The organism is Mycobacterium sp. PSTR-4-N, assembly GCF_022348085.1.
Taxonomy (GTDB): Bacteria; Actinomycetota; Actinomycetes; order Mycobacteriales; family Mycobacteriaceae; genus Mycobacterium.
In genome coordinates this window covers 1-24,710 of the sequence record NZ_JAKRFN010000017.1, presented here as the reverse complement: position 1 = coordinate 24,710, position 24,710 = coordinate 1, and the positions used below count along the sequence as shown (strand labels likewise).

The 24,710-nt window shown below is 66.4% G+C and carries 21 protein-coding genes and 2 pseudogenes; 7 read left to right on the top strand and 16 right to left on the bottom strand.

Annotated features, from left to right (window positions below; all coding sequences use genetic code 11):
* Positions 1-37: 37 nt before the first annotated feature.
* The 3 genes from MHN84_RS20590 to MHN84_RS20580 all read left to right on the top strand — a co-directional run bounded on the left by MHN84_RS20590 (position 38) and on the right by MHN84_RS20580 (position 3,302).
* Positions 38-2,272 (top strand): catalase, encoded by a 2,235-nt coding sequence (locus tag MHN84_RS20590; protein ID WP_241206364.1) that lies wholly within the window; start codon positions 38-40, stop codon positions 2,270-2,272.
* 107 nt (positions 2,273-2,379) lie between these two features.
* Entirely contained in the window at positions 2,380-2,736 is a 357-nt protein-coding gene (locus MHN84_RS20585; protein WP_241206363.1) for a VOC family protein, read from the top strand.
* A gap of 68 nt (positions 2,737-2,804) precedes the next feature.
* Positions 2,805-3,302: a GAF domain-containing protein gene (locus MHN84_RS20580; protein ID WP_241206362.1), complete on the top strand. Its 498-nt coding sequence runs from the start codon at positions 2,805-2,807 to the stop codon at positions 3,300-3,302.
* Positions 3,303-3,350: 48 nt separating this feature from the next.
* On the opposite strand, the pseudogene MHN84_RS20575 reads toward MHN84_RS20580, so the two are convergent.
* From MHN84_RS20575 to MHN84_RS20550, 6 genes and pseudogenes are all read right to left on the bottom strand, one after another.
* Positions 3,351-4,147: pseudogene (locus tag MHN84_RS20575) on the bottom strand (ABC transporter permease).
* A complete protein-coding gene (locus MHN84_RS20570; RefSeq protein WP_374238398.1) occupies positions 4,122-5,006 on the bottom strand; it encodes a 2-aminoethylphosphonate ABC transporter permease subunit in 885 nt (294 codons plus the stop codon). The pseudogene MHN84_RS20575 and the gene MHN84_RS20570 overlap by 26 nt, the downstream one beginning before the upstream one ends.
* Positions 5,003-6,172, bottom strand: coding sequence for an ABC transporter ATP-binding protein (locus MHN84_RS20565; protein WP_241206361.1), 1,170 nt, complete (start codon positions 6,170-6,172; stop codon positions 5,003-5,005). The genes MHN84_RS20570 and MHN84_RS20565 overlap by 4 nt, the downstream gene beginning before the upstream one ends.
* A gap of 1 nt (position 6,173) precedes the next feature.
* Positions 6,174-7,214: a 2-aminoethylphosphonate ABC transporter substrate-binding protein gene (locus MHN84_RS20560; RefSeq protein WP_241206360.1), complete on the bottom strand. Its 1,041-nt coding sequence runs from the start codon at positions 7,212-7,214 to the stop codon at positions 6,174-6,176.
* A 3-nt stretch (positions 7,215-7,217) separates the two neighbouring features.
* Entirely contained in the window at positions 7,218-7,901 is a 684-nt protein-coding gene (locus tag MHN84_RS20555) for a phosphonatase-like hydrolase (RefSeq protein WP_241206359.1), read from the bottom strand.
* Positions 7,901-9,016, bottom strand: coding sequence for a TIGR03364 family FAD-dependent oxidoreductase (locus MHN84_RS20550; RefSeq protein WP_241206470.1), 1,116 nt, complete (start codon positions 9,014-9,016; stop codon positions 7,901-7,903). The genes MHN84_RS20555 and MHN84_RS20550 overlap by 1 nt, the downstream gene beginning before the upstream one ends.
* Positions 9,017-9,125: 109 nt before the next feature.
* On the opposite strand from MHN84_RS20550, the gene MHN84_RS20545 reads away from it, so the two are divergent.
* Together MHN84_RS20545 and MHN84_RS20540 are read left to right on the top strand one after the other, a co-directional pair.
* Positions 9,126-9,653 carry an HD family phosphohydrolase gene (locus tag MHN84_RS20545; RefSeq protein ID WP_241206358.1) on the top strand — a complete coding sequence of 176 codons (528 nt, stop codon included), beginning with the start codon at positions 9,126-9,128 and terminating at the stop codon, positions 9,651-9,653.
* On the top strand, positions 9,650-10,348 hold the full coding sequence (locus MHN84_RS20540; RefSeq protein ID WP_241206357.1) for a GntR family transcriptional regulator: 699 nt from the start codon (positions 9,650-9,652) through the stop codon (positions 10,346-10,348). Before MHN84_RS20545 ends, MHN84_RS20540 begins: the two co-directional genes overlap by 4 nt.
* Here the strand turns inward: MHN84_RS20540 and MHN84_RS20535 are convergent.
* The 6 genes from MHN84_RS20535 to MHN84_RS20510 all read right to left on the bottom strand — a co-directional run bounded on the left by MHN84_RS20535 (position 10,335) and on the right by MHN84_RS20510 (position 16,118).
* Entirely contained in the window at positions 10,335-10,769 is a 435-nt protein-coding gene (locus MHN84_RS20535) for a hypothetical protein (protein WP_241206356.1), read from the bottom strand. The genes MHN84_RS20540 and MHN84_RS20535 overlap by 14 nt on opposite strands.
* 56 nt (positions 10,770-10,825) lie before the next feature.
* Positions 10,826-11,008, bottom strand: a complete 183-nt coding sequence (locus MHN84_RS20530) for a hypothetical protein (protein WP_241206355.1) — start codon at positions 11,006-11,008, stop codon at positions 10,826-10,828.
* A 22-nt stretch (positions 11,009-11,030) separates the two neighbouring features.
* The gene (locus tag MHN84_RS20525; protein ID WP_241206354.1) at positions 11,031-11,939 is read right to left on the bottom strand and encodes an LLM class flavin-dependent oxidoreductase; all 909 of its coding nucleotides are present in this window, start codon (positions 11,937-11,939) and stop codon (positions 11,031-11,033) included.
* Between the two features lie 74 nt (positions 11,940-12,013).
* The gene (locus MHN84_RS20520; protein WP_241206353.1) at positions 12,014-13,069 is read right to left on the bottom strand and encodes a glucose 1-dehydrogenase; all 1,056 of its coding nucleotides are present in this window, start codon (positions 13,067-13,069) and stop codon (positions 12,014-12,016) included.
* Between the two features lie 133 nt (positions 13,070-13,202).
* On the bottom strand, positions 13,203-14,480 hold the full coding sequence (locus tag MHN84_RS20515) for a DUF1214 domain-containing protein (protein WP_241206352.1): 1,278 nt from the start codon (positions 14,478-14,480) through the stop codon (positions 13,203-13,205).
* 1,038 nt (positions 14,481-15,518) lie between these two features.
* Positions 15,519-16,118, bottom strand: coding sequence for a TetR/AcrR family transcriptional regulator (locus MHN84_RS20510; protein ID WP_374238399.1), 600 nt, complete (start codon positions 16,116-16,118; stop codon positions 15,519-15,521).
* A 256-nt stretch (positions 16,119-16,374) separates the two neighbouring features.
* Here MHN84_RS20510 and MHN84_RS20505 point away from each other — a divergent pair, with 256 nt between their 5' ends.
* Positions 16,375-17,226 carry an oxidoreductase gene (locus MHN84_RS20505; RefSeq protein ID WP_241206350.1) on the top strand — a complete coding sequence of 284 codons (852 nt, stop codon included), beginning with the start codon at positions 16,375-16,377 and terminating at the stop codon, positions 17,224-17,226.
* Positions 17,227-17,408: 182 nt separating this feature from the next.
* Here MHN84_RS20505 and MHN84_RS20500 read toward each other — a convergent pair whose 3' ends face one another.
* From MHN84_RS20500 to MHN84_RS20490, 3 genes are all read right to left on the bottom strand, one after another.
* On the bottom strand, positions 17,409-18,551 hold the full coding sequence (locus tag MHN84_RS20500) for an amidohydrolase family protein (RefSeq protein ID WP_241206349.1): 1,143 nt from the start codon (positions 18,549-18,551) through the stop codon (positions 17,409-17,411).
* A 627-nt stretch (positions 18,552-19,178) separates the two neighbouring features.
* Complete coding sequence (locus MHN84_RS20495) at positions 19,179-20,342, bottom strand: cytochrome P450 (protein WP_374238397.1); 1,164 nt, start codon at positions 20,340-20,342, stop codon at positions 19,179-19,181.
* A gap of 106 nt (positions 20,343-20,448) precedes the next feature.
* Positions 20,449-22,335, bottom strand: coding sequence for an acyl-CoA synthetase (locus MHN84_RS20490; RefSeq protein ID WP_241206348.1), 1,887 nt, complete (start codon positions 22,333-22,335; stop codon positions 20,449-20,451).
* A 509-nt stretch (positions 22,336-22,844) separates the two neighbouring features.
* On the opposite strand from MHN84_RS20490, the gene MHN84_RS20485 reads away from it, so the two are divergent.
* The gene (locus MHN84_RS20485; RefSeq protein ID WP_241206347.1) at positions 22,845-23,048 is read left to right on the top strand and encodes a ferredoxin; all 204 of its coding nucleotides are present in this window, start codon (positions 22,845-22,847) and stop codon (positions 23,046-23,048) included.
* 128 nt (positions 23,049-23,176) lie between these two features.
* On the opposite strand, the pseudogene MHN84_RS20480 reads toward MHN84_RS20485, so the two are convergent.
* A pseudogene (locus MHN84_RS20480) lies at positions 23,177-24,710 on the bottom strand (hypothetical protein); the annotation flags it as partial.

The following is a 24,710-nucleotide window of genomic DNA, read 5'->3' as shown; positions in this document are numbered from 1 at the left end:
CCTCCGGAGTGGGCTCGATCCGTGACGAGGGGATGCAATGGCAGCCGACCGTGGAGCCAAAGAGACCATCAAGAGTGTCGTCAAGGACGCCAAGGACAAGGTGGTCGAAGCAGCCGACAGGCTTGCGCAGCACAGCCCGAAGTACATTCCTGGTGCACCGGGGCCGGAGCCGGCGTCGTTCGACGAACCGACCGAGGCGCGCGAGCCGCTTCCGCCGAAACCGGACCAGGGTGGTCCTGATTTGCGCACCGCCACCGGCCTTTCCGTGGGCGGAGGTCAGACGGCGCGCGGGCAGCAGGGGGAGTACCTCACCACCGCCCAGGGCGCACGGCTGTACGACACCGACCATTCTCTGAAGGCCGGGCAGCGCGGGCCGACACTGCTGCAGGACCACCACCTCCGGGAGAAGATCACCCACTTCGACCATGAGCGCATCCCCGAGCGTGCGGTGCACGCCCGCGGTGCGGCGGCGCACGGTGTGTTCCGCGGCAATGGTGCCGCTGAAAAGATCTGCACGGCGGGCTTCTTGAGGTCGGGTGCAGAAACCGATGTGTTCGTGCGCTTTTCGACAGTGTTGGGTTCCCGTGGATCAGCCGACACGGTGCGCGACACCCGCGGCTTCGCCACCAAGTTCTACACCGACGAGGGCACATTCGACCTCGTCGGCAACAACATCCCGGTGTTCTTCATCCAAGACGGCATCAAGTTCCCCGATGTCGTGCACGCGGCCAAACCGCATCCCGATCGCGAGATCCCGCAGGCGCAGAGTGCCCATGACACCTTCTGGGACTTCGTGTCGCTACACACCGAGGCTCAGGCTCACACCATGTGGAACATGTCAGACCGGGGGATTCCCCGTTCGTACCGGATGATGGAGGGCTTCGGTGTCCACACGTTCCGCCTCACGGGGCCGGACGGTTCCACGTCGCTGGTGAAGTTCCATTGGAAGCCGCGCCTCGGGGTGCACTCTCTGGTGTGGGAGGAGGCGCAGATCGCGGCCGGGATGGATCCCGACCTGCATCGGCGTGACCTGGCGGACGCGATCGAGAAGGGCGCCTACCCCGAGTGGGACCTCGGCGTGCAGGTGATGCCCGATTCGCCGGACCAGATGTTCGAGGGCATCGACTTGCTGGACCCCACCAAGATCGTGCCCGAGGAACTCGCACCGGTCCAGCTGATCGGAACCATGGAGCTCAACCGCAATCCGACGAACTACTTCGCCGAAACCGAACAGGTGGCATTCCATCCCGGGCATCTGGTCCCCGGCATAGATGTGACCGACGATCCGCTGCTGCAAGCGCGGCTCTTCTCTTATCTGGACACCCAGCTGAGCCGCCTCGGCGGGCCGAACTTCGGTCAGATACCGATCAATCGGCCACACGCCCCCGTCAACGACATGCTGCGCGACGGCTTCCACCAACACGGCGTGCACCCGGGAGTTGCTCCCTACCAACCGAATTCCCTGGACGGCGGATGCCCGTTCTTCGCCGGCGCAGATACCGCGGCGTTCATCGAAGCGCCGGCGGTGGTTGCCGAGTCGACGAAAGTCCGTGCGGCTCCGGCGTCGTACGACGACCACTTCAGCCAGGTCACGCTGTTCTACCGCAGCTTGACCCCGGTCGAGCAGGCCCACATCGCCGAGGCGTACACCTTCGAACTCGGAAAGTGTTATGAGCAGGCGATCAAGGAACGCCAGCTGTCGGTTCTGGCGAACATCGACGCCGATCTGTGCGCGACCGTCGCGGCGGGGCTCGGCCTCGAGGCGCCCGCGGCCACAGCACCGCCCGCCGACCCGGCGCAGCTCAGCCCGGCGGTGTCGCAGGTGGGGGAGCGCTGGCCGACAGATGGACGTAACATCGGCATCCTCGTCGGTCCGGACTCCGATGTCGGCGACGTCTCCACCGTGGTGGATGCACTGGGCGCGGCGAAACTTGTGCCCCTGGTCATCGCTGCGCACGGAGGCACCCTCACCCACGAGGGCGGTACCGTACCGATCTCCCGGACATACACGACCGCACGTTCGATCGAATTCGATGCTCTGGTGATCGCGGGCTCGCCCACCACCGTGCAGGCAAAGATCCTCGTCGATGAGGTGTTCCGGCACTTCAAGGGCATCGCGGTCCTGCCACAGGGCGCCGATCTGTTGACTCGAGCCGGCGTGGCCGACGGCGCTGCAGGCGTTCTCGACGGATCGGACGCTGCTGCGCTGGCCTCCGCACTGATCGAGAGTCTCGGCGAGCACCGGGTGTGGGGCCGCGACGTCGCGGTCTGAACCCGAGTGGCGTCGGTTATGGAGACGTCACAAGTGGACAGGAATCACGGCACCGTCACGGGGTATCGCACGGTGCGTCAGAACAATTCGAGATGAAGGTGCAGGACATGGCATCAGGCGTGGCGACCGTGTGGTTACCGGTCGAAGACATGAAGCGCGCGGTGAGCTTCTACGGCGACACACTCGGTCTCGAGGTGAAGAAAGAGTCCGACGAGTGGTCGGAGTTGGACGCCAACGGATTGATGGTGGGCCTGAACGCTCGCGAATCGTCGGGAGCGGACGGCAGCGGTGGCGCCCTCCTGACGTTCCAACCAGATGGCGGCATCGACGACGAGGTCTCACGGCTTCAAGGCGAAGGCGTGTCGTTCGTCGGCGACATCAGCGACCACCCGTGGGGCCGGATCGCGTCCTTCAAAGACTCCGAAGGAAACGATCTGCAACTGTACGAGCCGCCCTCGGAGTGAATCAGCGGTATCGGCTTCGGGTGAGCGAAACGGTTGCAGTTCGCGCGGGGGAGCGCAAGAGTGACCTCATGCCTGATGCTGAACCCCACAAAACCGACACCACCCCGGGACTGGCTCCCTTGGCCGACCGCCTCGACAGGATCGCCGAGCAGCTCGGGGTGAAGTCGGTGTTGGTGATGCGGTCGGAATCCGACTCGATGGTGGTTGCTGCAACCGCTGGAGAAGCGACACAACACTATTCGGTTGGCGCAGCGGGCAAGAAAGCGTTGGACGACGCGTCGCGGGTGCCGCTCTACTGCGAGCGGGTGGTCGACGGCGATGATCCGTTGTTCGTCCGTGATTCCCGCACCGACGCCACCTTCGCCGGCAACGAAGACGAAGTGGAGTTCGGACTACACAACTATCTCGGGGTGCCCGTCCACGACGCCGCAGGACAGGTCGTCGGGACGGTGTGTGTACTCGACGACAGCCCGCGCGACTACACCGAGGAGGAACGCGCGCAGCTCTCGGCGTTGGCGGGAGAAGTCGAGCAGATCGTCGCGAAGGACGACAGCGCACTCAGCTGACGTGCAGGGCTCCGACGACTAGCCCCACTCGCCGATCACGGACGTCGATCAGCGAAGCGACACCCGGCCCCGGATGCGGCCGAGAACGACGAGGGTCATCAGCGTGACCGCGAGCAGAAGTGTGGTGCTGGCAGCGGCCTGGAAGACCTGACACGGTCGGTCAACCCGAATATGGTCACCGGCAACGTCTTCCACGTCGCGGGATACACCATCACGGTGGCGCCGAGCTCGCCCATCGACAGGGCGACCGCCAACCCCGACGCCGCGCCGAGTGCCGGCAGAAGCAGCGGGAGTGTGACCCGCAGCAGAACTCGCGCCGGACCTGCACCGAGTGATTCCGCGGCCTGCCGGTAGGCGGGGTCGAGTCGATCGAGTGCCGCCGACACGGCGCTGAAGGCGAACGCCAGGACGAGGGCAGTGTGGGCGAGGATGACGATCCATCTCGTCCCACCGAGCAGCAGCGGCCGCTCGTTGAAGGAGATCAGCACACCGAGTCCGATCGCGACCGACGGCACGGCGATGGGCAGGTGGAACACCGCATCGGTGATGCGCCGCAGCCAGGTCGGCACCTCCCGCGCCGCCAGGGCAGCCCAGGTTCCGGCCGTCACGGCGAGGGCGCCGGCGAGCAGCGCCGTCTGCAGGCTCACCGACAGACTTGCGAGGTCCTCGCCGGACAGCGCCGTGCCGTACCTCGCGAATCCGAGGTCGGAAGGAAGTGGGCCGGTCCACGAGCCGGCAAGTCCGGCCACCACGACCGTCCCGAGCGGCAGCACGAACACCACGGTGACGATCATCCCGAACAGGGCGAGCACCGCCCGTCTACTGCGCGCGCTCCACAGCAGCACCGTCGTCCCCCCTTCGTGCAGTCAGCCGGGCGAACACGATGCGGTACAGCGCGTACAACGTCAATGACAGCACTACCTGCACCGACGCGATCACCGCGGCGCCAGGCAGATCGAACGTCACGATCCCACGGGTGTAGACGAGCACCGGCAAGGTGACGACCCCTTTGGCGCCGGTGAACAACACGATGCCGAACTCGTTGAGCGTCAACAACAGAACGAGGCTGCCGCCGGCGGCGAGCGCGGGCCACGCCTCGGGCAGCACGATCGAGCGCAGTGTGGTCCACGGTGACGCGCCGAGGCTCGCGGCCACGTCGAGGTGGGCGCGGGGAACCAGCGAGAACGCCGCCAGCAACGGACGTACCACGAAGGGCGTGAAAAAGGTGATCTCCGCGGCGATCACCCCGGCGGGGGTGTACAGGAAGTCGAGCAACGGGCCCGAACCGTCGCCGGTGAACTCGGTGGCGAGCGCGTTGACCGCGCCGGCCGTGCCGTAGAGGAATGTGAAGGCCAGCGTGATCAGAAAAGACGGCAGTGCGAGCACGGTGTCGATGAGCCGGCCCACCAGCGCCGAGCCGGGAAAGGGAACGAACGCGAGCACCACCGCGAGGAACAGACCGAGCACCAGGCACCCGACCGTCGACGCTGTCGCGATCGTGATGGTCCGCCACAGGGCGTCGCGGAACAGTTGCGAACCGAGCACCTCACCCCACGATCCGCCGACGGATTCGGCGAACACCCGCACCAGCGGGTAGCACGCGATCATCAGAACCAGCGTCAGCGGTGGCAGCAACCACAGCCATGCGCGTGACCGCGGCGCCGGCCCTGTCTTCGCGTCGTGTGCCTCCAGAACCGTTGTCACGCCGCATGTCCCGACGAGACGAGGACGCCGGCCGGTTCCGGTAGCCGAACCCCGACGACGCTGCCGTGTTCGAACGGGGTGTGGCCCGGCACGTCCACCTGCACGGTCACGTCGGGAAGAAAGTCGAGCGCCAGCACCAGTCGGGTGACCGCGCCGCGCCAGACTGCGGCCGACACGGTCGCGGGCAGCGCGTTGCGCTCGCGGGCGGAAACCACCTGCAGGGCGTGCGGGCGCACGCACAGCAGGGCGGGCGATCCCGGCGCCCAATCGGGTTGGCCGATCTCGGGATGCGGTGCTTCGGCACTGACCGTGCGCGAGCCGAGGCTGATCAGCGCCGAGGTGCCGCTGACACGGCCGACCGTGCACGGCAACAGATTTGCCCCGCCGAGGAACGCCGCGGTGAAACTGCTGGGCGGACGCTTCCACAGGTTCTCGGCGGTGTCGACGTCGACGAGCCGTGCGTGGTTCATCACCGCGATGCGGTCGGCCAGAGCGAGCGCCTCGGACTGGTCGTGAGTCACGTAAAGCATCGCCATCTGCGGCAGTGCCTCCTTGAGGCGCTGCAGTTCGGTGAGCATCGACTGTCGCAGCGACGCGTCGAGCGCCGCCAGCGGCTCGTCGAGCAGTAGTACGGCAGGTCGGATCGCCAGGGCTCGGGCGATGGCCACGCGCTGCTGCTGGCCGCCCGAGAGCTCCCGCGGCAGTCGAGTTCCGAAGCCGGCCATCCCGACCATCTCCAGGACCTCGGCCACCCGCGGTGCGATCTCGCGTCGCGCCGTCCGCTGGGCCCGCAACCCGAACGCCACGTTGTCGGTGACGGACATATGGGGGAACAGCGCATAGGACTGCAGGACGACGCCGATGCCGCGGCGCGCCGGCGGCAGGTCGGTGACGTCGCGGCCGGCGAGCCTCACCGAGCCCGATGTGGGGCGCACGAACCCGGCGAGCGCCCCCAGCGCGGTGGATTTGCCCGATCCGCTGGGTCCGAGCAGCGCGATCGTCTCCCCACCGGCGACGCGTAGCGAGAAGTCGACCAGGGCGGTGGTGGCCTTGCGTCCGCGGCCGTAGGTGACCCCGACACGGTCGAACACGATGGCCGGTGTCGCCGCATCTGCCCTCGGCGTCTGCGTGCGGCGCCCGAGTGGACCCAAGCGGGTCTGGGCCATGTCAGCTACCCGTCGCCTTCTGGTAGGCGGCGACATCGGCGTCGAGGTCGGCGAGCACGGTGTTCCAGTCCGGCACCCATACGTCGACCCCTTGCAGGACGCCGGCCGGGGTCTCGGGCCCGGTGCCGTCCGAGGTCTTGAGCGCGTCGAGCACCGGCATGCCCAGTGCGTCTGTCGGCACCGTCTTCTGGACATCGTCGGAGACGAGGAAGGCCAGCAGCTTCTTGGCCTCTTCGGCGTGCGGGGCTCCCGCGGTGACACCGGCCACGTAGGGCAGTGACACCGTCGTCCGCCGGCCCTGCGCGTCGGCGGGGATGAAGATCTCGAAGCGCGACTTGTCGTCCTTGATGGAGGCGAGGTTCATCTGCACGTCGCCGTTGGCCACCAGCAGCTCACCGTTGCTCACCTTCGGCTGTAGTTTGCCGGTCGACGAGGAGGGGCCGACGTTGTTGACCTGCAATGCTTTCAGATAGTCGAGGGCGGCCTGCTTGCCCCGGAGGTGCTGAAGCAGCACCAGCACAGCGGTGCCGTCACCGGCCTGCCCCGGTGTGGAGTACTGCAGTTTTCCCTTGAACTCCGGGCGCAGCAGGTCGTCCCAGGTGACCGGTGCGGGATTCGCGTCCGGGTTGACGATGAAGCTCAGCGCATTGTCAACGATCGGTACGTACTGGGCCTGCGGTCCGACCTGGTCGGCTGCGATACCCGAGGTGTCGATCCCGCTGGGCTGCAACAACTTCGATGCGGCCGCCCGTTGGATGAACGGCGGCAGCGTCACGAGGAGGTCGGCCTGCGGGTTCGACTGCTCCTTCTCCACCCGGGACACCACCTCGCCGGAGCCGGCCTCGACCACGTTGACGTTGATGCCGGTCTGGTCGGTGAACGTCTTGAACGTGCCGTCGTACCAGCCTCCGAGCCCGTCGGCACTGTAGACCGTCAGCGTCGTCCCGTCACCGGACTCGGAGGACCCCGTGCCGCCGCAGGCCGCGGTGAGCATCGTGAGTGCGACGGCGAGCAGAGCGGCCGCGGAGCTGCGCAAGGTCATGGATCAGCCTTTCAGGAGGAGGTCGGCGAAATCGGAGACGGTGGCGACGACGTGTGTGGCGCCCGCCCCGGCGAGACGACGCTCGTCGTGAGCGCCGGTGAGGGTGCCTGCAGCGATGGAACAGCCTGCGCGCAAGGCGCTTTCGACATCGTTGGCGGTGTCGCCCAGCGCCGCGACGGCCTGCACGCTGTCGGCGCCGGTGCGGATCAGGGCGGTGAGGATGAGGTCGGGGAAGGGACGTCCGCGGATGCCGTCACCGGGGGCGAGCACGACGTCGGCGATGTCCTGCCAGCCCAACGCCTCGAGTAGCGCCGCCTGGGTGTCCGGAGAGAAGCCGGTGGTGAGCGCCACCCGGATTCCGGCGTCTCGAAGGCGGCCGAGGGCGTCCGCGGCCCCGGGAACGGGCTCGGCGCGCCCGGCGGTGATGAGTGACGAGTAGGCATGCTCGAACGCCGTGTTGGCGCGCTGCGCTGTGGCCTCATCGTCGAACAGGGCGCGGAACACCGTGATCTTGGACTGGCCCATCGTGTCGAGAACGTACTGGCGCGCGTGTTCACGCCGGGGTCCGTCGACCGGCAGGCCACCCGCGTCGGCGGCCGCCTCGAAAGCCTCGACCACCAGACCGTCGTCCGCGACCGTGGTGCCCGCCATGTCGACGACGGCGAGTTGAATGTCATTGTTGTTCATCACAATCCGATCTGATCCGCGGTGTGTTCGCCGATGACGGGGCCGAGGGTCATCCCTCGACCGCCGGGTCCCGTCACCACCCAGACATCGTCATCGGCGCGGACCCGATGGACGAGCCGCTCTGTGTCGAGGCACTGGCTGTAGACACCGGCCCATCGCCGGCGCACGGGCGGCAGTCGCCGCCCCAGGAGCTCCTCGACCAGGCCGACGAGGTAGGAGTAGGGCGCCTCGTCGACGTCGAACGGAAACGGTTCCTCGTAGGCGTGGGTGTCGCCGATCGTGAGTCCGCCGTGCAGGCGCTGAACGCAGAGCAGCTGCATGCGGTGCTCGTCGGCGACCGGGTCCTGACTTTCGCTGCGCCGCAGAGCGTCGAGCGCGTGTCCGGCGAATCCGGGGTAGTAGCGGAAGCTGTCGCCGTCGGCGATCGCGGTGGTCAACGTCTCGCCGAGGGGAGCGGTCTGCATCATCTGCAGACGCACCCGGCGCACCGGCATGTCGCCGGCGAGCTCGCGGACCAGGCCGCCGTGGGCGGCCCCGGCGCACACGATGACGACGTCCGCGTCGTGCACTCCGCCCCGATCGTCGATGGTGCGGGTGCCGGTGATGGAGCGTGCTTCGGCGCCCGGGTGGAAGCTGTAGCGACCACTGGCCTGCAGGTGTAGGCGCAGCGCGGGCAGGGCCTGACGGGATTCCACCGCGGCGTCGCGTTCACAGAGCAGGGCGGCGAGGAATTTGCCCCGTAGCGCCGGGTTCAGCGCGCGGGCGGCGTCGGCGTCGAGCAGACGGAAGCCCCGCTGCGCGGCGTCGCCGCGTGCGCTGACGTCTTCGGCCACCGCCACTTCGGCGTCGGTGCGCAGCAGGGTCAGCGATCCGCACGGGCGGAACCCGACGTCGGGTACCTGCGCTGCGATGTCTTCCCAGAGCTGGCGGGAGCGCAGGCTGGCCTCGAGTTCTCCGGATGAGCGGCCCGAGACCCACACCAGTCCGAAGTTGCGCACCGTCGCACCGCGTGCCTCGGGCTCGCGTTCGAGGTGTACGACCTCGTGCCCACGGTGGACTGCGTGCCAGGCATGGGACGTCCCGAGGACGCCTCCGCCGATGATCGTGACCCGCATGGACATCGAGACAACCTTTCGTTGGCGTCGCCACCGCAGCCCGGCGATTGAGGGGGTGGGAACAGAAGGTGAACAATTGGTATAGACCAATCTAGGGTATGGTCTGGGCATGACACACAGATCCGACATGGCATGTGCGGACGTGGCCGATGTCCTTCAGTCGCTTAGCGGGGTGTGGGACGAGGTCGAGGTCGATGAGTGGGACCATGCCCTGCAGTGCGCCGCTCGTGCGCTGGACGACGATGCCGACGACGAGCTGGTCCTTGCTGCCGCGCTGCACGACATCGGCCACAGTCCATTGCTCGGCGGGCCGGGCATCGGCGATCACTCCGGGCTCGCGAGCCGGTGGCTGCGGCCGCGTTTCGGCGAGCGGGTGGCGTGGCTGGCCGGCGCCCACGTGGCCGCCAAGCGCCACCTCGCGGCGACCGACGCCGATTACGCCGCCGCTCTGAGCCCCGTGTCTCGGACGTCATTGGAGGAACAAGGGGGAGCCGCTGTCGATCCCGTGTTCGCGGCGCACCCCTGGTGCGCGGATGCGTTACGGCTGCGGCGATTCGACGATGCAGCAAAGGTCCCCGGCGCCGACACCGCGCCGCTGGACACCGTGCTCGCGATCGCCCGCCGCGTGGCCCGATGAGCCTGCCGAAACCGTACGTCGTACGCACCGGTCTCGACGAGATTCTCGCGGGTCTGCGCGAAGGCGACGCCTTTCCGCCGGAACGCGAACTCGCGCTGCGCTTCGGCGTGGCCCGCGACACGGTGCGACAGGCCGTGCACGAGCTCCTCGTCGAGGGGCGTATCGAGCGGCGTGGCCGCGGCACCGTCGTCTCACGGCCCAAACTCGTGCAGCCGCTGTCGCTGAAGTCCTACACCGAGGGCGCGCAGAGGATGGGCCGCACCCCCGGTCGTCTGCTCGTCAGCTGGGACAGGGTCACCGTCGATGCTGGGATCACCGCCGCACTCGACGTCGCGCCGACATCGCGGGTCATGCATCTCGAACGCGTGCTACTCGCCGACGGGGCACGGATCGGCCTGGAGAGCAGCTACCTACCGCTGCACCGATTCGCTTCGCTGGCAGAGGATTTCGATCCGACCACCTCTCTCTACGCGGCGATCCGACAGCGCGGGGTGGTGTTCGGCGAGGCGACCGAGCGCATCGAGACCGTGCTGCCCTCGCCGCGGGAGGCAGGGCTGCTGGAGTCCACGACGGCGATGCCGATGTTGCTCCTCAACCGCCGCTCGGTGGACACCGACGGCCGGCCGATCGAGGTCGTGCGGGCACTCTACCGGGGCGACCGCGTGGCCTTCGAGGCCACGCTCACCGATCGCTAGCCGGGTCATCACTGACGGTCGCGTAGAGCAGGGGATTCCGTCGTCTCGTGATCGCATGGAGCACCACGGCAGCAATCAGTGCCTCACTCAGCGACACAGCGGTCGCCAATCCCATCAGCGACGACATCGGCTGGTGGGCGAGCGTCACCCCCCTGCCGTGGTGATGGGCGGGCATGGACCAGTGCGCTGCGACCATGGCCAAGTTCATGACAGCCACCACGGCCCACGTTCGCGGTCCGCATGCCCGCCACATCTCGTAGGCGCAGAACAGGCACGCCCCCGCCATGGCGACGATCAGCACCTTCGCTGTCGGGCTGTCGGCGTGGACGATCATCATCGCGTGAAGGGCCGCCGAGCACGCGGCCGCCACTGCGCACAACCGCCGGCCGTAGACCGCGGAGATGGCACGTGCACCCGACACCTGCTCACTCTCGCAGCTATTCGGCTTCGCTGCAGGGGAAGTGTGGCGCCTGAAACCTACGTGGTGCCTCGGTCGGTGATGTCGTTGTCGGTCGCTTCGTCGTCGTCGTCGTCGCGGTGGGCGGCTTCGATGACCTCGGGCGGAACCGGCTTCTGCAACCAGGCCCGCATCCGCACCAAGCCCGCGGCGACGGTACCGAGGGCAATCACCCCGATGATGATCCAGACTGCAGCGGACATGAGGCCATTGTCCACCTCGCCGTCAGGCCAGCGGCGCGAACGCCTCAGCCAATGCCCGGTAGACGTCCAGCCGCGCCTCACCGCGAGGCATCGCGAAGTCGGGGACGATCACCTCGTCGACACCCTCGTCGCGCCAGGTCGCCGCGGCCTCCGCGATTCGCGCCGGGGGACCGTAGACCACAGGTTGCGGGGTCGATTCAGCGGCCACCTTTGCCTTGGCCTCGGCCTCGGCCGAATCGGTGACCATCACGAGGGCCTGCGTGGAGCGTCGCACGGTGGCTGGATCACGGCCCTCTCGTTCGCACGCCGCGTCCAGGGCCGCCGACCGCTCGGCGAACCCGCCCGGTGCCGACCACTGGTTCCATTCGTGGGCGTGCCGCGCGATCAGCCGCAACATCCGTGGGCCCGTCCCGCCGACAAGCAGCGGCAGCGGCGACTGCACCGGCTTCGGCTCACACAGCGCCTCGGTCAGTTGGTAGTACTGCCCGTCGAGCGTCGTCGTCTCGTTCGTCAGCAGCCCCGAGATGACGGCGAGCCCCTCGGCGAAGCGGTCGACCCGCTCCCTTGGGTCGCCCAACTCCAGGCCGTAGTGTTCGTGTTCAGTGACCTGCCAGCCCGCACCGAGCCCGAGTGTGAAGCGACCCTTGCTGATGTGGTCAGCCGTCACCGCGAAGTTCGCGAGCACTGCCGGGTGCCGGAACGTCATCGACAGCACCAGGTTGGCGAGCCGGATCTTCGACGTGACGGCGGCCAGCGCGGCCATCACGGCGGTGGCCTCCAGCCAACTGCTCGCCTGGCCGGGCTTGTCGTCCGGTGACATGAAGTGGTCGGCCACGTAGACGCAATGCCAGAATCCGTCGTCTGCGAACTGCGCCAATTCGACCACGTCGTTCCACGGATACGTTGTCGACGGCCAGAGGGAGAAGCGCACTCGCCCAGTTTAGGAATCAGCGCGCGGACGCGGCGGCGGCAGGGGCGGAATCAGCCATGTCCGCGGCTGCGCTGTCAGTCCTCGTCGAGCGTGATGACGACCTTGACGTCGTCGCGACGCCGCGCGAAGGCCTCGCGGTACCGGCTCAACGGAACGCGGCGGCTGATGAGGCTCGCCAGCCAGTCCTTGTCCGCACGGGCCAATGCGTCGACCGCGTGGTGGTAATGGCGCAGGTTGGCGTTCACCGACCCCACGACTGCGTCGTTGCCCAACACGATCTCGCGGTTGACTGCGCCGGCGTCGATGGTCAGTGACCGCCCGGTGGGCGAGACCCCCGTCAGGCACACGATCCCGTAGGTCGCCGTCGTGGCCATCGCGCCGAAGACGACGTTCCCGGCGCCGGTCGCCTCGATGACGACGTCGGGACGAAGTGCCTCACCGACGGAATCGATGTCGTCGTGATGGTATTCGGCTCCCAGCGCACCGACGAGAGCCGGCTTCGGGCCATCGGTGACCCTGTCGAGCACGTGCACGTCGAGCCCGCGCTGCACCCCGAGAAGTGCCGCGAGGAGGCCCACCGGCCCGGCGCCGGTGATCAATGCACGATGCGGGGCGAAGTAGGCCCTCTCGCCCACCCGCTGGACCTGTTCCCATGCCTTCGCCACCACCGTGGTCGGTTCGAGCAGCATCCCGGAGTCCTCGAGGTGCGCCGGCACCGCAACGGCGTAGTCCGACTCGACAACCCACCGCCGGCTGCCGTATCCGTCACGTTCCTTGATGCCGCGCTCGGTGTAACGGCCGTTGCGGCACATGTCGAATTCGCCCCGCGCGCAGGCGGGGCACGGTTCCGGATCCGGCCGGCGCACGACGCCCACCACCAGATCTCCGGGATGGAATCGGCTTTCCGCCGGGGCAGAGGCGACGCGGCCCAGTGATTCGTGACCGAGCACGAGTCGGTCCCGACCCGGCGGCGCCCAGCCGTAGTCGCCGGCAACGATCTCTCTGTCGGTGCCGCACACTCCGATCGCCAGACCGTCCACCAACAGCTCGCCGGGGCCCGCAACGGGATCGGGCATCTCGGTGACGTCGAGTGAATCAGCCACGCCGGGCTGCACGGTCAGTGCTCGCATGACGACATGATTGCCGTGCGACATTCATGCCAAACAACAATTATTGCTGTACTACAACTACATGTCGGCTGAGAGCGCCTTCGGCATCATTGCGCTTCGTGAATCGACTCGATTCGCAGTGTCACGACCGGCTTCACACCTGCGAGTACGGTGCGAAGCGCCGTGCGTAGCCCGCCGCGCGAACAGCAAGCTGCGCCGCGCGTTGCTCCTCGGTGACGAAGTAGTACGGGTCAGCCGGGAGAAGGGCTGCGATCTCGCTCACCGGCACCACCTGCTGGCTGACGATCCTCGGCATGGTGGTGCTATCTGGGTCGATGCGCTGGAAGCGAGCAGCGATGATGCCCTGGTTCAGTCCACCGGTGGAGATCCAGTTGTACACACCGGTGTCGGTCGGCGAGATCACGACGGTGTAGGTCCCATCCGGATTCCTTCGGGCCTGCTCGTTGTTGAGGCTCGTCTGCTGAGTCCAGAAGTCGGTCGTCGTCGTCCAGTCGCTGTACACCGGTACGGTGAAGTACTCGGCACTGCCGGGATCTATCGTCACGACCAGGGCTTGATCGTCGGCGAGCGAGAAATTGCCGATACTCTGCCGCTGGTTCGCCAAGAATTCGGCGTTGCTACTCGGCTCCGGTATGACGTTGACCGGCTTCGGTGCGCCGGTCGCCGGATCGGTGGTGGCCAGAGCCATGTACTTTTCCTGCTCTTGGGCGCCCCGCACCACCATGATCAGCGCGGTGAAGACGCCGCGCACCAGAGCCGTTCCAGCAAGGAAGGACGGCGGCACCACCGACACCAACGACACCAGCAGAGGGTTGGAGTTGATCCTCGCTCCGATGAAGGCGAAACCCCCCAGTTGAGAGAACAGACTGTTCCGGGGTCCCGTGACCTTCTGGATCGACAGGCTCATGGGTTCCTCGACGTTCCAATCGCCGAGCGTGTTACGTGCAAGCAGGACAGTGGAAGTGGAGGTCAGCCGGATGTGATTGGTCTGTCCTGGCTCGGCCGGTTCGCCGCTGACCGTGATCACGAAGCTTCCGTCTGCTGCGATCTCCATGTCGTCGGCACTGAGGATCGAGGACGTCGTTCCCGAGGTTCCTTCGACGACGCTGAACGTGGTGTCGGCGGGCAGAGTGCCCGCAGGATCATGGGGATCGTAGTTGTGGAACCGCCCGGTGATGACGTAGGACGCGTTCTGGTTCACCCCGGCGAACCGATAGATGGTGTCGGGGTTGTCGTAGAGGTACCGGGAGTCACCCGAACTCGTGCCGAACCAGCTGTGCGGGGGATTGTCCGCCCAAATGAACGCGGGCGCCATCGGATTCAATAATTGCTGGCTGAACGACGAGAACCGGGCGAACTGATCGACCGCGTCGTCGAGTAACTCGAGATTCGCCGCGTCGGGACCGCCCACCGAAGCGAATTGGCGGTGAACGGCCGCCCTGAACTGAAGCCTCAGCACGACCTTCATCAATCGCACCGGCAGGGATCTGACGGTGCGTTCAGCGATTCTTTCGGCTCTGCGCTGCTCACGCGTCGCGAGGGGATTGGATGCGTCCGCCAGTGGTCTCCGCTGCGACGTCGCGGACGCTCGGGGGGTCGATCGGTCAGAGAGCGGTACTGCGTTCGTCGTGATCGTCCGCTCGGGATCACGCCGGTTGACGCCTGCGTTCAGCGTGACCAGCAGTGTGTCGGAGATGTCCGCCGGCGTGGCGTGTCTGGTAGCCGACCGCGTGATTGTCGATCGTGCTGCGACGCGTGGCGCGTTGGGAGCGATATCCGGCTTCACCGCCTGATGCGGGGCATCGGATCGTCCATGCGCCCGGGTGCGTCGGCCACCCGACTCCCGTGCGGACGTTCTCGAGTTCGGCCGGGGGAACGACATGCGCTGTGTGGGTCTCGCCTGAGACGACGTCGACGGTCCGGCAACCCCCATCGACCTCTCGTGAGGGGCTCCCACAGCAGACTTGCTCGAGGAGTCGCTGTCCGTGTCCGCGTGAGCAACTCCCGACACAGAGATGACCGTGCCGACACCGAGGAAGAGTGCCAGTACGCCGACGCGACCGACCCAGTTCGCATATCGCATTGCACTTTTCGGCTGCCCGCCCCTGGCGGTCTGCACCCGCCTGCCGTTCGCAGACGGTAAAGCGGTGCCAGCTGTTCCGTCGGATGCCGTCGCCGACTGGCCCATGATCACTCCCTTGTGACATTGCGCAACTACGGGCTGTGTCGCTCAGGGCAAAATGTAACAGCGGTCACACCGCATGGGCAGGCTTCTCGCGATAGCTCATCGCGCATATCCGGAGGTAGTCGATTCGCAGGACTGGGACAGCCGCTTTCGACTGCAGGCGTCCATGAAGTGGCTCCCGACCGCCGAGCGAGTCGCGCCGCCACCGGCGGGGGAGTCAGGCGATGGCGGGTGAACTCGAGAAGTTCTGTATGCCAGACGAATTCATTGAGTCTGCGCGGCCCGCCGCCAGATCTCGGCGCACGTTCGCCTGGCCCTCGACAATTCTTTTTTCGAGCCCCGTGACGCTTGATAGAAATTCCGTTCGATCATCCAGCACAATGCGTTGGCGATCGCCGACGATTCGTCGATTCCCGACCCCGGTGGGACACCCATGTGCTCCAAGATCGTGCGGATGGCGTCGGTGAACAGCTCAGCGGTACTGGCCCACAGTGTGTCGAGCTCCTCGATGGTGGATGCGAGGTCGATTGCCGTGCGCATCACCACACCATGCTCGCGCCACAGTGCTTCCGTTCGCTCCATCGCGGTGTCGATGGCCGCACTCCCTGTGGCAGCGTCCGCCGCGGCGTCACGCGACTTTTCCTGAAGGACCTGGACGTACCGTGCGAAAAGGGCGGTGATGATCTCTTGTTTCGACCCGAAATAGAAGTACAGAGCACCGCGGGTGATACCCGCACCATCGGCGATGTCTGAAATCGTCATCGCCTCGTAGCCGATCGTTTCCAGAAGATCCTCAGTCGCGTCCAAAATGGCCTCGCGACGCAGGTCTCCCTTGCGCGGCGCGGTCGATCGCCGCCGATTCACCTGGCGGTGATCCGGTGTTCGATCTTTTCCGGCATGGCTCTCAACCTCCATGAAGTCGAAATCGTGCTGATTATTTTCGGCAGCGGACAGGGAAAGGTCAATCGACACCGTGGCGCGGCCTGCCGGCGAGCAGCGTCATCCGTGGTATGTCAACGCTCTTTGCGGTGTCGAATGGCAGACCAGTACCCAAAACTTGACGTTGTGCTTATTTTAATCGACACTATGCTTAGTAATGTACCGAGATCGCGGAGGCGGCATGCGCACGATTTTGATCACCGGAGTGAGCACAGGGCTCGGGCGAGCGTTCGCCGAGGCAGCTCTCGATGCCGGGCACCGGGTGGTGGGCACCGTGCGCACACCCGCGGATGCAGCGGCTTTCGAGGCGCGCTCGCCGGACCGCGCATACGCCCGCACAGTCGATGTGACCGATGACGCAGCGGTGGCCCGGACCGTCGTCGACGTCGAGTCGACCGTCGGCCCTATCGACGTCGCCATTGCCAACGCCGGCTACGGCGTCGAGGGCATCTTCGAAGAGACATCGCTCGCCGAGATGCGTGCGCAGTTCGCCACCAACGTCTTCGGTGTGGCCGCCACTCTGCAGTCCGTACTTCCCTTCATGCGCCGGCGACGCGCCGGCCATCTGATGGCGGTCACGTCGATGGGCGGGCTCATGGCGGTCCCTGGCATGTCGGCCTACTGTGCCAGCAAGTTCGCCGTCGAAGGCATGCTGGAAAGCATCCGCCAGGAAGTCTCCGCGTTCGGTATCCACGTCACCGCGATCGCCCCGGGTTCGTTCCGCACCGACTGGGCCGGCCGTTCGATGACCCGCGCCACGCACACCATCGCCGACTACGACGAGCTGTTCGACCCCATCCGTACCGCGCGGCTCAACGCAAGCGGGAACCAGCTCGGCAACCCCGCGAAGGCGGCCGAAGCTGTCCTGTCGATCCTCGATGTCGATCAACCGCCGGCGCATCTGCTGTTGGGTTCGGACGCGCTGCGGCTGGTGACGGCCGCGCGCACTTCCGTCGACAACGACATCCGGCAATGGGAATCACTGACGCGCAGCACCGATTTCGCCGATGGCGCCCAACTCGCAGGGAACTGACCCGCGCGCCGTTCGACGAGGCTTGGGCTGGCGGCGTGGTCTGCAGCCAGCGTCGACAGATGGGCTCGCCGAGAACCTCATGATTTCTCGGGGAGGGCCCGCTCAATCCACGCCGGCATCCCTGGTCAGATCCGACTCCTAAACCATCATCATGGACGCAATCCAGCGGCGGCATCGACGCATCACACGCTGATGCGGAACAGTTTCTCCGCGTTCCGGAACGCGATCTTTTCCTTCGTCTCTCGTGGCAAGTCCACTGCCCGTAGCCAGTCGGCTCCGCCCTTCATGTTCGCGAACGGGTAGTCGGTAGCGAACATCACTCGATCCGCACTGATGTAGTTCAGCAGGAGACGAAGCAGTTCATCCTGGAAGAATGCGCTCGTCGTGAACCAGAAGTTGTCGTTGAAGTATTGTGCCAGAGGCTTGTTCAGCGATTCTTCGGTCGAACCGCCGAGATCTTCGACGATGCGTTCGTAGTAGAAGGGGAGGCCTTCTCCCATGTGGCCGACGATCATCTGGAGCCCAGGGAATCTGTCGAACACCCCGGACATGATCAGCCGAAGGCTCTGAGTGAGCACCTCTTGGTGCCAGCCGTATCCTGAACCACTGAAGATGTAGTCCTGGTACACGTCGTTGTATCCCGAGCGCTCAATACGGTAATAGATGTCGAAGACTTCTTTGGGCGGGAAGCCTGGGTGCAGGTACAGCGGAACATCAAGTGCCTCGGCACGGGCCAGAACGGGTTCGAAATCCTGGTGGTCGAGGAACTTGCTGCCAACGAATCCATTGGTCATGGCACCGACGAAGCCGTCTTCGCGGACAGCGCGCTCCAATTCGTCCGCGGACGCTCCGGGGTCCTGCAGCGGCAGGGTGGCGAAAGCCTGGTATCGGCCCGGATAGGCGGTCATCGGGCCATCGGCGATCATCGAGTTGAGACGAAACGCCGAATCGATCCCCTCCCGACCTGCGAGATCCTGGACGCCTGGCGTGTGGGCAGAGAGAATTCCCACCTTGATGCCGGCCTGATCCATCGCATCGATGCGGCTTTGTCCGAGTTCGGCAAGACCGATTCCCCTGAGGTACTTCGCGTGATCGTTGTTGATCGCGTTCAGCGCAATCAGCTCGTCGGTGGAGTAGGTCTCTTCCGTGGCTATGAGTGGGAGGTCTCGATCTCGCACCGAGATATCCTCATCCTCCGTCACGGAGTCGACGGGGACATCGGCACACGCGGACAGTCCCGCGCCGACACCAAGTGCTGCGACGCCTCCCAGAAAATTGCGACGCCCCGTCACAAGAAGTCCTCGCGGTTCTGCGTTCGTCTTCATGACATTCCGCTCCGATGTTGCGTTGCCCACGTGTCTGTCGTGCCGTCTCACTCAGCCAGACCCCGAATTCCCAAGGGTCGTCGCCACACGAGAGGCTCGACCACAGCATGCTGCTCGGAACTGCGCGTGTCACGGGGGACAGCCTCCCGCGTCGGTAGGGGTAACCTCCGCCCACGCGGTGGAGATCTTTGCCGTGACCCGTTGTTCGAAGCTATGGCGCCGGCCGGTGGGGAACACGATTCGGAGCTGTGACTTGCGTTCCTCGCAGTCGGAGTTTGTCGCCGTGGACGGGACCCTTTGGGTCTGACTGCCTTCCCACACGGTGTATGGATGCGGCGGGTTGTAAAGACAGGGTTGATCGCGAGGAAGGTCTTGCCGTCGAGGCCGATGAACCGGGCCGTGACGCCCAGGTGCATGTGAGTGCTGATCTTGTCGAACAAGTCGAAGCCGCGGATGACGCGCAGGGCTTCGAGGGCGATCGGGCGCTTGCGGTCGAATCGCGGGGTCGCGTTCGACGACAAGGTTGTGTAGGCCACCTGAGCCGGCGGCGTTGGCGGCTCCGGCTCCGGCGGGATCAAACCCGACGATGACGTCGTCGATGTGGCCGTCAGACTTGGAGGTGTCCTCTCACGCTCGAATGAGCCGTATCGGGAGCCGCTCGTGGCGGTGAATGATGTTGTTGACGGCCCAGATCGGCTCGCCGGCGATCTCGATGCGGTCGACGCGTTCGAGAAGTGCCCTCAGCATCGCGGTGGTTTCGAGCCGGGCCAACCCTTGTCCGGCACACGCGTGGGCGCCGTTGCCGAAGCCGATATGCCGTCCCGCGTCGTTGCGGATGTCGAAGACGTCGGGAGTGTCCCATTCGAGTTCGTCGCGGTTGGCGGATGCGTAGAGCACGAGGGTTCGGGCCCCCGCCGGCAGCCTCACGTCGCCCACCGTGCTCGGTGTCAGCGATTTTCGCGTGAAGGCACGTAACGGAGACTCGAAGCGCACCACCTCGTTGACGGCGTTGGGGATGAGCGAAGGGTCGTCCTTGAGCAACTCCCACTGCTCGGGATGAGTGGCGAAAAGGTAGATGGCACTGGCGATTGCGCTGATGGTGGTGTCGAGCGACGGAGCAATGTAGTCGACGAGCAGCGGCGGCACTTCGTGCTCCTGGAGGCGGCCCTCGTCGACGGCGACGAGCAACTCGTGAGCCAAGCTTCCGGGCAGCACATTGCGCTCTCGTACCACACGCCGGGCGAACCGCAACATCTGCAGACTGCGCGGCACGGCTCTGAGACCCTGCAGGTTCAAGGGACCCAGGATGTCGAACGTGGCAGCGGCCCAATCGAGAAGGTGATCCCGTTGATCGCGCGGCCACCCGACCAGATCAGGCACGACAGCCAGGGGGAGTGCCGTGGCGAGGTCGGTCACCGCCTCGACGCTCTGCCTGCGCACGGCCTCGTCGACGATGCCCACCGCCCGCGCGTCGACGTCGTCGCTCACAGTGCGCAGCGCCCGCGGCAACAGGCGGTGAGCGACGAGTTTGCGGCGGCGATCATGTTCGGAGCCATCACTGTTGAGGGTGGTGCCACCGGAAAGTCGATTGGTGAGCGGGTTGGCGGCAACACCATGCCCCGACAGGAAGGTGCCATCGTCACGCAAGGTGGCTTTGCATTCGGCGAAGCGCGGCAGCGCGAAGAGGCGATGGCGCGCCAGCCAAACCACCGGGCCCAGTCGGCGCATCGCCGAGTAGTGCGGATAGGGATCGAGAATCGCGGAGCGGCTGTAGATGTCGGGCCGATACACCGGGACATGCGAAGGTCGACGAAACACGGGACTTCCTATTCGTGGGTGACGCCGGCACGCTGGGTCCGCGGCGAATCAGTGGAACGGGTTGTGTGTCCGTCGTCAGTCACGATTGGTGGATGTCGTGCTTCACCGCGAACGACTTCGCCACCCGCTCAACGGCTGCGCAGTCGGCGTCCTGACCGAGGGTGAGTACGACAGTCGGAGTTCCGCCGATGACCTCACCGCGCACGCTCAGCACTCCGGGGTGCTCGGCAAGCGCGTCAGTGAGCGCCTGTTCGGCGGCGAGCGCACGCAGCGGAACCTTGAAGGGTTTACCTACGTCGGTCACGGGGATCGCGTCGATGATGGTGACCGATTTGGGGGCCGCGGCGCGTTCGTTGATCTGCTCACCCGCATACGCGGTCAGGTCCGCTCCGGTGACGGTCGCGCCCGGCCGTACGGTGACGAATCCGACCGGCACCTCGCCGGAATGGACGTCGGGTCGTGCCACCGCGGCGGCGGCGGTGACATCCGGATGGGCGAGTAACGCATCCTCGATCACCGCGGGGTCGATGTTGTGGCCGCCGCGGATGATGAGATCCTTCGCCCGACCAGCCAGATAGACGAAGCCCTCCTCGTCGACGCTGGCCAGATCACCGGTGTCGAGCCAGCCGTCGCGCAGGGCGCCGCGCCCGTCGAGAACGTAGCCGTCGTCGTCTCGCGCCGTGACGTAACCGGGGAAGACGGTCGGTCCGCTGATCACGAGGTTCCCGACGCGACCGGCCGGAAGCTGTTCCCAGGAGCCGTCGTCGCCGACCTGGACTGCTCTGGCGCGCTGATAGGGCATGCGCTGACCTACCGACCCGGGGCGCGGATGGTCAGGGAAGCTCCGGGCACTGGCACAGGTGGCCTCGGTGAGTCCGTAGCCCTCGACCAGGCTGACCCCCGTGGAATCGACGAAGTCCTGGCGCACTGTGTCCGGCAGCGCGGAGGCGCCTGACACCGCCATCTGGAGGCTCGAGATGTCTGCGTCGACAGGGATCTGGGAGAGCACTGCGTACACCGTCGGCACAGCGCTCATCGCCGCCAGCCGGTAGTGCTCGACGATGCGCCAGAAGTTGGCGTACAGGCCCATGTCGCGGTATCCCTGCGGTCCCGCCCAGACGACCGACTGACCTCTCAGAAGGGGAGCCAACAGGGTCACGACCAGTGCGTTGACGTGAAACAGCGGCAGCGCGGCGAAGACCACCGCATCCTCGTCGAGATCGGCACCGACGGCGACCATCCACGCGTCGGTGACTTCGTTGCCGTGAGTGTGCGCGGCCAGCTTCGGGGTGCCGGTGGTGCCGCCGGTATGGAACAGCGAGGCCAGGTCGGCAGACTCGGCGTGACCGTCGCCAAATGGCTCGGCGTCGTGGTCTGCGGCCAGCGTCCACAGGTAGGCCACGTCGGCTCCGGGTACATCGGGGGGTGGGCCTGCCGCCCCCTCGGCCAACGTCGGGCGCAGTAGCACCACCGTGTCGATCAACCCCGCACCGGCAAGCGCGGCCGCGCGTTCGACACCGGCCGGGTCGAGTTCGGGAGCTGCCGTCACCAGGACACGGGCACCGGACAGCCGCGCCAACTGGGCGATGTGCTCGCCGGACAGCGATCCGTTGACCGGCACCGCGATTCCGGCGGCTTGAGCAGCGAGGGTGGCCGTGATCAACTCCGCGCAGTTGGGACTGATCAGAAGTACGGCATCTCGTCGACCGACTCCCAACTGCCGCAACACCTTCGCGGCACGGGTCACGTCGGCGGCGAGCTCCCCGAAAGTCCGGCGAACGTTCTGCAGGTAATTGCTGCCCTCTGGCAGCACGGTGACTGCGGTGCGCTCGGGCCACAATCGACCGGCGCGCAGGACCACATCGTAGGTGCATGCCGGCAGGCCTCGACGCTCCAGCGGGATCTCCTCGATGGCCGTGATGTTCTGTGGGGTGTGTGCAGCGGGCCACAGCAGTTCGGCACTCACGCAGGCACCGCCTTTCGCTGCGTGCCCAGATCCTGTGCGCCTCTGACCCGCTCGTTGCATCGGATGTTTCGCCGACCACGACGCGGTGTCGCCTGTTGTGCCACGCTGCACCTCCTCGGAATACTTTCTGAATAAATCGTCACATACGACCAGACGCTCAGTCAATGTTGCTGACGAAATCCTCAAAAATGAGCTGTGGGTACCATCGCCGCATGAATGCGCCTGAGCGCAGCGGCGAAACAGGCAAAAGCGCTGTGCAACAGGCCGTTACCGGACATCACAGACATCTCGGCCCTGCATGACGTGCCTGACTCCTGGCCCGTTCCGCTGACACCGGAGTAGCCAGAGCGGCGGTTCGATTGAGCCTTCGCCCGCGCGCACGGTAAGCGGTATCGACGGCATTGAGGACATCCTCGTAGCTGACGATTAAGTCAGAAACTGTTGACACTGCATCCTCGGCGTGTGATCGTCGACGGAAATTGCCGTCCCCAGCGCCAGGAGGCCTACTCATGAACATCCTGATCGACCGCGACCGCTGCGAAGGCCACGGCCAGTGTCTGACCGCCGCCCCCGACGTGTTGGACCTCGACGACGAGGGGGTCGCCGTCGTGAAGACGTCGCAGCCCCTCGCCGACGACTTGGCCAGCCAAGCCGAGTCGGCGGTGAGCGTGTGCCCCGTCGCGGCATTGGCCGTGGACACAGACAAAGCCTGAGGTGGTCGCAGGTGCCGGCCGACGATCGGCGGCGCGGCACGACCCAGGGATGAAGTGGGGCGCCCGCTCAATCGCGGATGGCCGAGAGTCGCACCGCCGGACCCGCCCGGGCCCGGCGGTTGACGACCTCAGACCTCGACCGCGGGGGTGCGTGCTTCGACGATGACCATGTCGTAGTTGCTCGCCTGCCAGCCCGAGAGGAACACACCGATCGGCAGCTTCTTGCCTCGGCCGATGAGCTGTCCGTCGTCGTCGGTCATCGAGCTGTCGTTGACGTAGACGACGCCGTTGGCGAGATCAACTTCGGTGACCACCGCGGCGTGATCGAGGGTGAAGTAGCCGTCCTGACCCTCTGGCGCACTGCCGGCGACGGCCGTCCAGACGATGTTCGTCGAGTAGACCACCACGGCTGACTTGCCTTGTGCGAGAGCGGCTTCGAGGTCACGCAGCTGCCGTTGCGCATCGAGTGTCGTCGGCAACACGGTGTCACCGTTCTCGTCGACCGTCGCGCCCGTGGAGTAGGTCGCCGTGACGGCGAAGTACTGCTCCATCAGGGTGGGCAGGTCCTGGGTAGCGGCTCCCTCGTCGATGTTCTCGTCGAGGAAGATCATGCTTCCCGGCCTGACCACACTGCCGGTGGTTTTGGCCAGGTACACCATCTCGGCCTCGGTCGGCGGGGTCGTCTTGGTCGCAATGCCGATCGCGGACGCACTGGCCTGGAGAGCGCAGTTGGAGAAGCTCTGGCTGACCCAGTACTTGTTGCCCTCGGCGACGTCGCCGTAGACGCCGTCACCGAGGACCCTGATCGTGACCAGCTGTTCGACCGTGTCCGCCTGTGCGAAGCCCTTCTCGACGGCCCGGTCATGGCGCTGCTTCTGCAGCACGCCGGCCAGTCCGGGGCGAACCGCCTGAACCCCGTTGTCGAGCGTGATCACGAAACTGTCCTGCATCCCCGGCCGAACCAGCGCCGGATCGACGATGTAGGTGTACGTCCCGGGTTCGTCGCCGGCGACGAGCGTGCCGTAGCGGGGCCCGCTCGTCACGGTGTAGGTGACGTCGTATCCGTTGTTGCTCTGGCCGTTCATGTCGATGACGATCTGCTTGTTGTCGCCCGTCTGCGGTCCTGTCTCCGGCGATGCCGACGGTGCCCGGTTGAAGTAGACGTACGCCCACCGACGGGCGAGTTCGGCGAAGGGTGACTTGGCCGGCGGCGCAGTCGATTGCGCCGCAACGGAACTGGCACCTGCGGCGCCCTGGGCGCCCGCGCTGCCGTCCGAGCCGCTGGCACCCTGAACGGTCGGGTCGTCGCGCTTTGTTCCACCGACGCCGCCGGAGCCGAGCTGGCCGCCCGCACCACCCGCACCGCCGGGCGTTCCTCCCGTTCCGCCGGTTCCGCCGTCGCCACCGTCACCGCCGTCGCCGGGGGAGACGGCCCCGGTTCCTCCGGCTCCGCCGTCGCCTGCCTCGCCACCTGTCCCACCTTCGCCCGGATCGAGCGTCGCCGTTCCGAGGCCGCCGGTCCCGCCGGTGCCGCCGTCGCCGCCGCGCCCGCCACGACCCCCGGTGTCAGCCCCGTAGGCTCCTTCGCCGCCAAGCCCACCGGCGCCGCCGTTGCCACCGCTGGAGCCTGCTCCGCCCGCAGCCCCGGCGCCACCATTCCCG

Coding starts and splice junctions, on each gene's coding strand:
- MHN84_RS20590 (WP_241206364.1), top strand. CDS start 38: ATGGCAGCCGACCGTGGAGCCAAAGAGACCATCAAGAGTGTCGTCAAG.
- MHN84_RS20585 (WP_241206363.1), top strand. CDS start 2,380: ATGGCATCAGGCGTGGCGACCGTGTGGTTACCGGTCGAAGACATGAAG.
- MHN84_RS20580 (WP_241206362.1), top strand. CDS start 2,805: ATGCCTGATGCTGAACCCCACAAAACCGACACCACCCCGGGACTGGCT.
- MHN84_RS20565 (WP_241206361.1), bottom strand. CDS start 6,172: ATGGCCCAGACCCGCTTGGGTCCACTCGGGCGCCGCACGCAGACGCCG.
- MHN84_RS20560 (WP_241206360.1), bottom strand. CDS start 7,214: ATGACCTTGCGCAGCTCCGCGGCCGCTCTGCTCGCCGTCGCACTCACG.
- MHN84_RS20555 (WP_241206359.1), bottom strand. CDS start 7,901: ATGAACAACAATGACATTCAACTCGCCGTCGTCGACATGGCGGGCACC.
- MHN84_RS20550 (WP_241206470.1), bottom strand. CDS start 9,016: ATGCGGGTCACGATCATCGGCGGAGGCGTCCTCGGGACGTCCCATGCC.
- MHN84_RS20545 (WP_241206358.1), top strand. CDS start 9,126: ATGACACACAGATCCGACATGGCATGTGCGGACGTGGCCGATGTCCTT.
- MHN84_RS20540 (WP_241206357.1), top strand. CDS start 9,650: ATGAGCCTGCCGAAACCGTACGTCGTACGCACCGGTCTCGACGAGATT.
- MHN84_RS20530 (WP_241206355.1), bottom strand. CDS start 11,008: ATGTCCGCTGCAGTCTGGATCATCATCGGGGTGATTGCCCTCGGTACC.
- MHN84_RS20520 (WP_241206353.1), bottom strand. CDS start 13,069: ATGCGAGCACTGACCGTGCAGCCCGGCGTGGCTGATTCACTCGACGTC.
- MHN84_RS20505 (WP_241206350.1), top strand. CDS start 16,375: ATGCGCACGATTTTGATCACCGGAGTGAGCACAGGGCTCGGGCGAGCG.
- MHN84_RS20500 (WP_241206349.1), bottom strand. CDS start 18,551: ATGAAGACGAACGCAGAACCGCGAGGACTTCTTGTGACGGGGCGTCGC.
- MHN84_RS20485 (WP_241206347.1), top strand. CDS start 22,845: ATGAACATCCTGATCGACCGCGACCGCTGCGAAGGCCACGGCCAGTGT.